Consider the following 11438-nt stretch of genomic DNA (forward strand, 5'->3'; position numbering starts at 1 on the left):
CGATTCCCGACCGCTCCCGGACCCTCGCGGAGGGCGCGGTCAAGCCCTGGCAGAGCGGCGTGTCCGCCGAGTGTCAGGACGATCTGATGAAGTTTTGCAAAAAACGCGGTGTGCCGCTCAACGTACCGTTCGACCTACTGCCGAAGAAATGGCGGGACTGGGTCATCGAAGGCGACGCCGGTTATGATTCAAATGATCCCGAGCGTTCGTGGCCGCGTGTGTGGTACGGCGTCAAGGGCTACTTCCGGTGGCTCGAATCGAAATCTTACAAAATGCACGTGCGCGTCCTTCTCTCGCGCTACCGTGCTTACACACCGTGCCCGGAGTGCAAGGGAAAACGCTTTCAGCCCGAGGCGCTGCTTTACAAAGTATCGGGCGTGGAGCATGGAACACGGGATAAGCCGGGCGTGCCGCCATCGGACAAACATTCGACGCCTACCTCTTTGCACTCGACCCTCACGCTCGCGGATTTCTACCAACTCTCCATCCGCAACGCGCTTCATTTCATCGAAAGAAAGGCGGCGAGCCATCAGATGAAAGCATCCGATCCCATCGGCCTCGTTCTGAATGAAGTCCGTTCGCGGTTGGGTTACCTCGCGGAGGTCGGTCTTGGCTATCTGACGCTCGACCGTCCGACCCGCACGTTGTCCGGCGGCGAGACCGAACGCGTGAGTTTGACCACCTGCCTTGGCACGAGACTGGTGAACACACTCTACGTGCTGGATGAACCGAGCGTCGGATTGCATCCGCGCGACACCTCGCGGCTTGTTGGGATTCTCGAACGACTTCGTGATCTAGGAAACACCGTGGTTGTGGTGGAGCACGAGGCCAGCGTCATCCGGGCCGCCGATCAAATCGTTGATCTCGGTCCCGGCCACGGCGAATCAGGCGGGCAACTGGTCTTTCAGGGTGGTTACCGTGAAATCCTGAACGCGAAGGAATCAATCACCGGGCAGTACTTGAGCGGACGAAAACGGATTGAAACACCGAGGCGAAGGCCGACTGCCGCGGCTGCGGATTCCAGCGTGCACCCGGGCCGGAAGAGACACGGCGGAGGGGTTCTCAAGGGTTTGGACGCGGTGGATAACGCGCCCTCGCCTGCGCTGGTTGTGTCACAAGCCGCCCTTCACAACCTGAAAAACCTCACTGTTGAAATTCCGCTCGCGCGTTTCGTCTGCGTCACGGGTGTCAGCGGATCCGGCAAGACCACCCTCGTGCGCGAGGTCTTGCTTCCGGCGCTCGAAGCCGCGCTCAAATCTCAAGGCCCGGGACCTGACGCATCAGACCGGGCCGTAACCGATGACGACGATTCAACCTCGACCGCCAATCATCGGCCGCCGGTTGCGCTGACCGGCTGGGAACTTCTTGGCTCGGCCGTTCTCGTGGACCAATCGCCGCTCGGCAAAACCCCGCGCTCGAATCCCGCGGTTTACATCGGGGCATTCGACGAAATCCGCGAATTCTTCGCCCAGACCGGCGCGGCGAAACAGCGCGGCCTGAACGCCAGCGCGTTCAGCTTCAATTCCAGTCAGGGTCAATGCCAGCGCTGTCGGGGCGCCGGCTTCGAGAAAATCGAAATGCAGTTTCTCAGTGACGTGTTCATCCGCTGCCCGGATTGCGATGGCCGCCGTTATCGGCCGCACATTTTGGAGGTAAAAGTCCGGAGAAGCGGTTCCGGGGAGGCTTTGGCCGGCCAGGGCGGGAAACCGCGGCGCAAGGCGCGACAACGCGGAAACGTCATCGGCTCGGCCGCCGCCAGGCCGGAATGGTCCATCGCGGACATGCTTGAAGCGACCGTTGATGAGGCCATTGAATTCCTCGCTGCCTTTGCGGCCTCGCGTCCGGCGCGGCGCGCAGTGGGGAAATTGCAACTGCTGCGCGAAGTCGGTCTGGGCTACCTCCGCCTCGGTCAGCCAATCAACACCTTGTCCGGCGGGGAGAGTCAACGATTGAAACTCGTAAGCCACCTGGCGGAGTCTGTAGCGGCGGTCTATGACCGCCGGCAAGAATCCCTCCCTCAAGAGGACGGCGGTCATAGACCGCCGCTACAGCAGAAGTCCACCCTGTTCCTCTTCGACGAACCGACAACCGGCCTGCACTTCGACGACGTGCGGGTGCTGCTCAAAGTATTTCAACGCCTCGTGGATGCCGGCCATTCAGTGATCGTCATTGAGCACAATCCTGACGTGATCAAATGCGCCGACTGGGTGATTGATCTCGGTCCCGAAGCCGGTGAAGAAGGCGGCCAGATCGTCGCACAAGGGACTCCGGAAGATGTTGCGGCGTGTGCGCAAAGTCACACCGGGCGATTCCTGCGCGAGGTCTTGGGTGGTGCTGCCATTTCACCAGAGTTTGTATTTTCGCACTGCAGTGTGACGCCCCGAAATGAAAGCTGAACTGGAAATTGAAGCGGGTTTGGCGACGGATCACGCCATCCACATCCACGGTGCGCGCGAGCATAACCTGAAGAATCTCTCGGTCACCATCCCGCGCGGAAAATTCATCGTCGTCACCGGCGTCAGCGGTTCGGGCAAGAGCACGCTGGCGTTCGATCTGTTGTTCGCCGAGGGGCAGCGGCGATTCCTCGATTCGATGAACGCCTATGCGCGCCAGTTCGTGGAACAACTGTCGCGGCCGGATGTGGACCTCATCACCGGCATCCCGCCCACCGTCAGCATCGAGCAGCGCAACTCGCGCGGCGGCGGCAAGAGCACCGTGGCGACGGTCACGGAGATCTACCATTTTTTGCGGCTGCTCTTCGCGCGGCTGGGCACGCAGTATTGTCCGGATTGCCAGTTGCCGGTCGAAGCACAGACGCGCGATGAGCTGGGACGCCGTTTGCAAAAAGAGACGAGGAAGCGCGGTGACCTGCTGCTGCTGGCGCCCGTGGTGAAGAACCGCAAGGGATTTCACTCGGACGTTGCCGAATGGGCCGCGAAGCACGGCTACGCTGAAATCCGGGCGGACGGAAAAATTTACGCGACGAGCGATCCATTCAAGCTTGACCGCTTCCGCGAGCATGATGTTGAGATCGTCGCGGGTGTGCTGGAAAAAGGTGGCCGCGGCGCGCTGCGCAGACCGAACACCTCAGCGCGGCGTCCCGGCCGCGAACTCATTGACGAGACGCTCAAGCTCGGCCATGGCACATTGTTCGCGCTCGACAATCACGGGTTGCTCACGGTGCACTCGACCGAGCGCTCGTGTCCCAAGTGCGGCCGTTCGTTCGAACCGCTCGATCCGAAAAACTTCAGTTACAACTCGCCGCAGGGCTGGTGTCTGAGATGCCGCGGTTTCGGCGAATTGTTTTATCTTCCCGAGGATGTGGACCGCGGCGCGCGCGCGGATGCCATCGAGGAAAGCTGGTGGAGCTGGCAGGAAGGCAAACGGGAGAATTGCCCGGATTGCGGCGGCAAACGTTTGAACCCCGTCGCTCGAGCTGTGCGTCTGACAGCAGGGAAGCCGCGCCATACGGCCCCAACCATCGACACCTTCTCCGTGGCGTCAGTGGAACGGGCGTTTGGATGGTTCCGCGCGATGAAATTCAAGGGTCGCGAGGCGCGCATTGCCCGCGACATACTGCCGGAAATTCGTGAGCGGCTGCGCTTCCTGCGCGAGGTCGGGCTTGGTTACCTGCAACTTGGCCGCGGCGTGCCGACCCTGTCGGGAGGCGAAGCGCAGCGCATCCGCCTCGCGGCGCAGCTCGGCTCGAATCTGAGCGGCGTGCTTTACGTGCTCGACGAACCGACCATCGGGCTGCACGCGCGCGACAATCAAATGCTGCTGGCGACACTGGCGGTTCTGAAATCGCGCGGCAATTCACTGGTCGTCGTGGAGCATGACGAGGAAACGATGCGCCGCGCGGATTTCATCATCGATCTCGGCCCCGGCGCGGGTGTGTGGGGCGGGGAAGTTGTCGCCGCCGGAACGTTGAACGAGCTGCTCCGCCACGGCGATTCCATCACCGGCCGGTGCCTGCGCGCGCAGGCGACGAAAAAGTATCCGTCACGCGGCAAACGGCGGCCGGTTAAGGCTGCGCGCTCTTCCGGTTCGTCAAAGGACGGAGAGGATGTCCGGCACGCGCTTGAACTTCGCAACGCCGCCGCCAACAATTTGAAAGACCTTGCCATTCGCTTCCCGCTCAACCGACTGGTCGTTGTCACGGGCGTCAGCGGTTCCGGCAAGAGCACACTCGTCCGCGAGTGTTTGTTGCCGGCGTTGGAAACCACGCTGAAGCGCAGGCGCGGAACGCCGCCGGCGGAACGGGAGGCTCCATCTGTCGCGGGCTTTGAATCCATCAAGGCGGTTTACGAAGTGGACCAGTCGCCCATCGGCCGCACGCCCCGCTCGACTCCCGCGACGTACGTTGGCTTTTTCGACGAGATCCGAAAACTGTTCGCCCAGCTTCCCGAAGCCCGGCTGCGCGGTTACACGGCCGGCAGGTTTTCGTTCAACAGTGCCCAAGGCCGCTGCCCCGAATGCGAGGGCGCGGGCACCATCAAGCTGGAGATGAATTTCCTCCCGCCGGCTTATGTGCGATGTGAAATCTGCGAGGGAAAACGCTTCAGCCGCGAAACGCTCGACATCGAATTCGGCGGGAAAAACATCGCGCAGGTCCTGGAGCTGAGCGTCGCCGAGGCCATCGAATTCTTCGGCGCCCTCCCGCGCATCCGTCGTCCGCTCGAGGCGTTGCGCGACACCGGCCTCGATTATCTCAAACTTGGGCAGACCAGCCCGACCTTGAGCGGCGGCGAGGCGCAACGTGTGAAGCTCGTCACGCACCTGCTCACCGGCTTGAAGGAGCAGCCCGACCTGTTTGATCCGAAACAGAAACGCAACCTGTTCGTCCTCGAAGAGCCGACCATCGGACTGCACATCGCCGACGTGCGGCGGCTGGTGGACGTGCTGCAACGGCTCGTGGACGCGGGCCATTCGGTCATCGTCATCGAGCACAACCTCGACCTGATCGCGGAAGCCGACTGGGTCATTGACCTCGGACCCGAGGGCGGCGACGGCGGCGGGCGGATCGTCGCGCAGGGCGCGCCCGAGGAGGTGGCGCGTAATAAACGCTCGCACACGGGCTGTTTTCTCCGTAGCGTGCTGCGCGGTTGATGAGCGAGGCTTACGAGGAAATCGTTGACGGCGAGACTTGTTTGCGGCTGCCGCCCGGCGCGCGGCACGAGGTCATCTGCTCGCTGCTGCACGATCTCGTCGCCGCGGCGGCCAGCGCGGTTTCCACCACGCGTTTGCTGGAGCGGCGGTCGTTCGTCCAGCTTTCCCCGGGCACAAGCGTCCGGCCGGATCTCGCGCTCGTGACCTCCGCGACGGGCAAAATCTGGCTTGCCGCGGAAATCATCAGTTCCGGCGACCACCGGACCGACACGGTGATGAAAAAGCAGATTTACGAGGACCTGAACATCCCGCGCCTCTGGATGATTGACACGCGCTACGACAACGTCGAGGTCTATCACGGGACGCAATACGGCCTGATGCTGAAGGGCATTCTCGCGGGTAAAGAAACTCTCACGGAACAACTGCTGCCTGCACTGCAGGTGACCATCGCCGAATTGTTCCGGACTTGAGTCTGTGGCGCGGTATGCCGCCGATGGCCCAACGGCGCGGATCACTCGACAATCTCTTTCATGGCTTGCTGATGAATCTCAAATGCTTCCCTGCCAAAACAGACCAGGAGCACTTTTTCAATCGAACTGTTTCGTTCCAGAAACGATTTGATTTCCGAAACGGCGATGAGTGCCGCCTGGTCCATCGGAAATCCGTATGCACCGGTGCTGATGGACGGAAACGCAATCGTCTTGACGGCATGTTGCTCGGCCAAGGTCAGCGAGTTCCGATAACAGCCCGCCAGCAATTCGCCTTCGCCATGCTTGCCGTCCCGCCAGACCGGGCCAACGGTGTGAATCACCAGCTCGGCTGGCAGCCTGTAACCTTTGGTGATTTTAGCCTGGCCGGTCGGACAACCGCCGAGCGCGCGACATTCCTCCAACAACTCCGGCCCCGCGGCGCGATGAATCGCGCCATCCACGCCGCCGCCGCCCAGCAGCGTCGCGTTCGCCGCGTTCACAATCGCGTCCACGCGCTGCTTCGTGATGTCGCCTTCGACGACTTCGATTCGATTAAAGCAACGGTGCATCAGGAATCCTATTTGGCATCCGTCTTCGACGCGACTTGGGGGTCGATTTGCTTCAGGGCGTAAGCCGCCGCTCGAGAAACCTGTTCTTCCGGATCGCTCTGGGCTTTCAACAAAGCCGGCACAGCGGCCTTCGCCGGTGCGCCAAGTCTGCCTAAAGCCCAGGCTGACGAAGAACGGACAAAAATGTTCGTCTCCTGCAAAGCTTCGAGAAGCGCGGGCACAACCAGTTCCGGAAATTGACGAAGTTCGCCCAAAGACCGTGCTGCCATGCCGCGCACACTGTAGCTGTCGTCCTTGAGAGAGTGGATGAGCAAAGGCACGATAGTTGTGGATTCCGAACTGACACCGCCCAATGCGATAGCGGTAAAAGCTCGAATTTTAGCATTCGAGTTGGTTAAAGCCGTGGCCAGCGAAGGCACTGCATTCGAACCGATGCTTGCCAAAGCCAGGGCGGCGTGACCAGCGGTATCTTCGGCCTGGAGTAAAACGGTAAGTTCTGGAATGGCGACTTCAGCCGACGAACCCAGGGCTTGAAACGCCATGATCGCGCGCATCTGGTGTTTGAAGGTCGGTGTGTTGCCCGGCCACGGTTCCCGATGGCCTGACAATCCCATCAATTTCCATTCCAACCAAACCAGTTTCGGTTCCCAAACCGGCTCTTTCGCGCGAATGACGTCCAGGAGGAATGGCACGGCGTTGGTTCCTATCGCCTTCACTGCAACCATCGCCCGGTCCTCTGTTTCCTGATCGCCATCGAAATCTTCCATCCATTGGCTCAACCTCTTTCCCTGATACGCCGGCTCGCGCGGGCGCAGCAATATCGCCAGCAGGAAAACCAAGGCGATCACTCCGATCGCAACGAGTGTCGCCCTCTGGTAACGCCTCTTCATGGACCTCAAGCTTGTCATCGCGCCTTTGGATTTTTTAGACTTACCGAGACATACTTGTTGTCTATGTGCTTCAACTCGACGTTCGCCTGATCAAGCAGAGCTGACTCTACGGCAACCATGGCTTCGACACGCGTAAGAGATTTGACCGGTTGCAGCGTCACCTGGCCCGGAATTATTTGCGGATTGAGTTGCATCACCAATTTGGCTCCAGAAAGACTTTCGTAGAATTCAAGAACGACCGAAACCGGGGCGTTCTTGAAATTGACCGCGACTTTGGGAGCGGAGCCGCCGCCCGACTCACCTGTCGGCCTCTCGGCGCCCGCTTTGGCGGCTGTGTCGGGATCAATCCTGATCAACGCTCTTGCGGCAGCCTCTCGAATGTCCTTGTCTGGATCCTTGAGTGCCTTGATCAACGCCGATACAGCCGACCGCGCTTCCGAACCGCGGGACGCCAGCGCCGTTGCCGCTGCATACCGGATGCGCTTGTCATCCGTCGCCAATCGCTTCGTCAGCACAGGAATCACCTCTGGATATTTAACGTCTATCTGTTGAATCGCGTCCAGCGCCCTCAAGAATACCGTCGTGTTCGTCTCCTCGAGGCATCGCGCCAGTGCGGGCAACGCCTCGTGTGCGGCTGGACCGAGGGCGCCCAGTCCTGAGCAGATGCACACGCCCACATCGGGGTTTCGGTCGGACAGCGCCTGGATGAGAGCGGGAACTGCAACCTTGGCCTCCGGACCAATCTTGCCCAACGCCATCGCGGCCCGACCTTGGATCCACGAGAGACGATTGGTCAGGAGCCTGACGAGGTCGGGGATCGCCGGTGCGCCGGCGGGGCCAAGTTCATAGATCCCCAAAGCGCCCCGCCACTGGAGTGTGCCTGCCGGTGGACCGAAAGAAATCCTGATGAACGATTGCTTTGAGCACAGCGCCTCGAGCTTGCTTCTCATCGGGAAATCGGTGGCCCGCATCATCTCGATCAGCTTCGGAACCGCGTTGGACCCGATTTGACGCACGGCGTCGCCGGCAGTTTTCGCACCTTCTCGACTGAACGACGGCCGGCCATAATCCAGGTCCGCCACCCACGCGCTGAGCGCCTTGCCCTGATACATCGGCTCGCGCGGACGGAAAGCGTAGTTCCCAAGGGCGGCGATGACGATCGCCGCAACAACGGACAGCACAATGATTCGGCCTCGTTTCATTTCACATCCCCATTGGCCGCTGCCGCTGGATCTATTTTCTTAAGGGCTTCCGCCGCCTCTTCCCTTGTCGATTCTAACTCGTCCTTGAGTAGTTCCAATAATGTCGGAACCGCTTGCCTGGCTCCAAAGGCTCCAACGGCAAATGCAGCATCACCGCGCACACCGTGATCAGAGTCGTGCAAGGACCTGATCAAAACAGGCAGGACCAATTCGGGGTCACCATGAATTTGGCCAAGGGCGTAAATGGCATTACCCCGCACCACCGGATTTGTGTTGGTTGCGCATCGGAGAAGGACCGGGATCGCCTGCTTCGCTGCCGGACCGATATACCCCAGAGCAGCGGGGATTGTTTCCTGGGATGTTCTGGAAAGATTCTGTTCGCAGATTTCGATTAACGCTGGCACCGCATCTTTGCCATCGGCACCCAATTGTCGAAACCCATAGACAGCTTCAATATTCCGGACTGAAGCGCTGGTGTGATTGATTTTTATCCAGTGCTGTTTTCGAGCCAACCCGATCAGCTTAAGGGTTAAAGCGGAATCCCTTGCCCGGGCCATTCGCAATAGCGTCGGGATCGCGTTGGTTCCAATCTGGCGAACGGCTTCGTCCGCGAGTTTCTGCTCGGGCATACCTGACGTGACGGGATGGTAGCCATCCAACCAAATGCTCAGAGGTTTCCCTCGATAGAAAGGTTCTCGAGGGCGTAGAGCCATCTTAAGCACTGTGGCAACGCTGATCGCTCCCAACAAGACAAGCGCTGATCTCTGATAACGCCCTTTCACGCAGTAAAGAATCGTCGCTTCAATCTCGAAGCGCAACAAGCTCTACGAACTCGAAGCAAGCACCGCTCTTAATCGCATCTTGATCCGCTCAATCGACTTCGCACTCAGTCACCAACTTCTGATAGGTCTGGCGCGCGTGATCGTAGTCCTGTTTCGCCTGGTCCATTTCGTCGGCTTTGATGAAGCGCTGCTTTTGCGACCAGCATTGGTCCACGCCTTTCAAACACCATTCCGCGCTGCGCTTCGAGGCGCGCACCGGCTTATCGCCCACCTGCACCCAGATTGGATTCGTGTGCGACGACGGCAGGATGCGCACCGCAACCCAACTGCTCCGGTCGATCTTCACGTCGAACGCCAGGTCGCGCATCGTTCCGTCGGCCACGAGGTTTTGCTTCGCGACGGGGTAACCGTTCACAATCAGCTCGACCGGCACTTCGCGGCTGTCGCCAATGCGTGCGCGCTCAATGTCCCAGTAGGGCTTGTCGGAGTAACGGCGGTTCTTGATTTCGGGATTCGGCTTTTCGTTGAGCAGTGCGGCGACTTTGACGGTGGCGTGAACAGCCCCCGGCTGGGACAGTTTTAATTCGCTGCCGTTCTCACCCATCGCCGTGCCGTTGACTTTGAACTCCAGCAAATGACTCTTGCCGTCGCCAACGTAGTTGCGGCCCTGGCGAATCCCTTCACACCAGTCGGCATAGTTCAGTTTGCCGTCGAGTTTCACGTAGGAGCGGCCCAGACCGACGCGCTCGCCATAGATGCAGGGAAAATCCGTCTCGCCGCTGATGCGCGTGCGAAATCCGACGTTGAGTGTTTGATACCACATGTTCAATTCCCAGACGGACGGCGTGTCCACCATGGACATGAAATCCACCGCGCGGACCAGCTTGCCGTCGGGTCCGGGAACTTCATGCGTCACGTCCACGATGTATTCGTTCGCGCCGATGCCGTCGAACGGAGGCACGATGTAATTCGGGAGTTCGTCCGTGTTGACTTGCAGTCCCCACCCGGAATGGGCCGGGCCGCAGACTGCGCCCTGTTTTTTCGCCCAACGCAGCGTGTTCAGGCAGAGTGTCGGCCAGTGCTTGTCGGAATCGCCGCCCGGATAAATCTCCTCCTTCAGCCGCAGCAGGCAGAGATGGCCGGAATTGTGCGAGCCGAATCCCGAAACCTCCACGTCGTAGTGCAACAGGTAGGGCCAGACCGACACCTTGTCGTCCTTGCCGGTAAAGAATTGTTTCTGATAATCAAAGCACGGACCCCAGGTGAGGTTGCAGCCGACTTTCAAGTCTTCGCCCAGGCAGTGGCGCATCATGTCGGGCGCGTGGACGCCTTCGGTCGGTTTGGTATAGTGCGCACAACCAGCAGCGTGAATGTGATGGTCGCCCGACCACCAGCCGAGCTTTGACGGATCAATCCACCGTTCAAGTTTGAACGACCAGGTGGCTCTTTTGCCATCCACCTTGAGCGCCGACGTTTTCGTCAGATACTCAGGTCCGCGCGTGTATTCGACCGTGTATTCACCGGGCGGCAGTTTCTCTTTTTCCCCGTCAGCGCGATAGACCTGCGGATGAAACGCGAAATCCGGTGCCAGGCGCTTCGCCTGTGAGGGATAAATCAGACCGGCTTTGTCGCGGATGATGAACATCGCCGTCGTCGGCTTGTCGTTTTCGTCTCGCACATGGAAGGTTACTTCGCTGGCCGGAACGCAATCGAACAGGACATCCACGTCGTTGCGATAGCCGATGTCCTGCGTGCCCTGGCCGACGTTGAACGAAATCTTGCCGTCGCGTTTCCCCGTATCGCGGCTGTAGAGCTGGATGATCCGGTACTCCAGCGGCAGACCGCTCAACGACAGTCGAAGCGGCTGGCCGCTGAACATCTGGAGATCCAGCCAGAGATTTCGTTCGTCCGCCTCGGAGGGACCAGCGTCCCGTCGGCGGAACTGTTTGTCGGAAGTCGTCTGCCGCCCGGGCGAATTGTGGACGGACTGGGCGTTGATACTCACCGCCTTCAGTTCGGCCGTCACACCGGCCTCGTTGTGGACCTTGACGAGAAACTGGCGCCAGCCTTTCTCGGTCAATTCCGGTTTGGCCGGACCTTGTGCCACCTTCACGCGAGACTCTGGATTGATGTTCACGCCCAGCAGACAGTATTTATCGAGAACCTGCTGGATGGCTTCGCCCGCGGCGTCGGCGTCGGTCTGCTTGAAAGCCGCTTCCAGCGCCTGCTTGTCCGCGGCGCTGAATGGCGTGCCGAGGTAATCGGTGGCTTCAACGATGCGCCTCGCCTGCGCGATCAACGGCTGAAGTTCCACGCCCTGGACGCTTGGCAGCGCGTGTGTTTCCGCCGCGCTTGCGACGTGAAGTGCCGCAGAGAACAGAGAGAACGTGGTGATCAAAATGGAAACTCGTCGGCA

8 protein-coding genes are annotated in these 11438 nt (G+C 60.1%); 3 read left to right on the forward strand and 5 right to left on the reverse strand.

Going from position 1 to position 11438, the window contains the following annotated elements; genetic code table 11:
- From VN887_17595 to VN887_17605, 3 genes are all read left to right on the forward strand, one after another.
- The coding region (locus tag VN887_17595; GenBank protein ID HXT41826.1) for an excinuclease ABC subunit UvrA at positions 1-2396 on the forward strand (2396 nt) is incomplete at its 5' end.
- Positions 2386-5109: an excinuclease ABC subunit A gene (locus VN887_17600; GenBank protein ID HXT41827.1), complete on the forward strand. Its 2724-nt coding sequence runs from the start codon at positions 2386-2388 to the stop codon at positions 5107-5109. The genes VN887_17595 and VN887_17600, both read left to right, overlap by 11 nt.
- Positions 5109-5579: a Uma2 family endonuclease gene (locus tag VN887_17605; GenBank protein ID HXT41828.1), complete on the forward strand. Its 471-nt coding sequence runs from the start codon at positions 5109-5111 to the stop codon at positions 5577-5579. The genes VN887_17600 and VN887_17605 overlap by 1 nt, the downstream gene beginning before the upstream one ends.
- A gap of 41 nt (positions 5580-5620) precedes the next feature.
- Here the strand turns inward: VN887_17605 and VN887_17610 are convergent, their stop codons facing one another.
- The 5 genes from VN887_17610 to VN887_17630 all read right to left on the reverse strand — a co-directional run.
- The gene (locus VN887_17610; protein ID HXT41829.1) at positions 5621-6148 is read right to left on the reverse strand and encodes an O-acetyl-ADP-ribose deacetylase; all 528 of its coding nucleotides are present in this window, start codon (positions 6146-6148) and stop codon (positions 5621-5623) included.
- 8 nt (positions 6149-6156) lie between these two features.
- Positions 6157-7038 (reverse strand): HEAT repeat domain-containing protein, encoded by an 882-nt coding sequence (locus tag VN887_17615; protein HXT41830.1) that lies wholly within the window; start codon positions 7036-7038, stop codon positions 6157-6159.
- Between the two features lie 14 nt (positions 7039-7052).
- Positions 7053-8240 (reverse strand): HEAT repeat domain-containing protein, encoded by a 1188-nt coding sequence (locus tag VN887_17620; GenBank protein ID HXT41831.1) that lies wholly within the window; start codon positions 8238-8240, stop codon positions 7053-7055.
- On the reverse strand, positions 8237-8869 hold the full coding sequence (locus VN887_17625) for a HEAT repeat domain-containing protein (GenBank protein ID HXT41832.1): 633 nt from the start codon (positions 8867-8869) through the stop codon (positions 8237-8239). The genes VN887_17620 and VN887_17625 overlap by 4 nt, the downstream gene beginning before the upstream one ends.
- Positions 8870-9110: 241 nt before the next feature.
- Positions 9111-11438: CehA/McbA family metallohydrolase (locus VN887_17630; GenBank protein ID HXT41833.1), on the reverse strand; the 2328-nt coding region annotated here is incomplete at its 5' end.

Origin of the sequence: Candidatus Angelobacter sp., assembly GCA_035607015.1 — a bacterium.
Taxonomy (GTDB): domain Bacteria; phylum Verrucomicrobiota; class Verrucomicrobiia; order Limisphaerales; family AV2; genus AV2.

Excerpts from the sequence above, each read along its gene's own strand:
- VN887_17605 (HXT41828.1), top strand. The coding sequence starts at position 5,109 with ATGAGCGAGGCTTACGAGGAAATCGTTGACGGCGAGACTTGTTTGCGG.
- VN887_17615 (HXT41830.1), bottom strand. The coding sequence starts at position 7,038 with ATGAAGAGGCGTTACCAGAGGGCGACACTCGTTGCGATCGGAGTGATC.
- VN887_17620 (HXT41831.1), bottom strand. The coding sequence starts at position 8,240 with ATGAAACGAGGCCGAATCATTGTGCTGTCCGTTGTTGCGGCGATCGTC.
- VN887_17600 (HXT41827.1), top strand. The coding sequence starts at position 2,386 with ATGAAAGCTGAACTGGAAATTGAAGCGGGTTTGGCGACGGATCACGCC.
- VN887_17625 (HXT41832.1), bottom strand. The coding sequence starts at position 8,869 with ATGCCCGAGCAGAAACTCGCGGACGAAGCCGTTCGCCAGATTGGAACC.
- VN887_17610 (HXT41829.1), bottom strand. The coding sequence starts at position 6,148 with ATGCACCGTTGCTTTAATCGAATCGAAGTCGTCGAAGGCGACATCACG.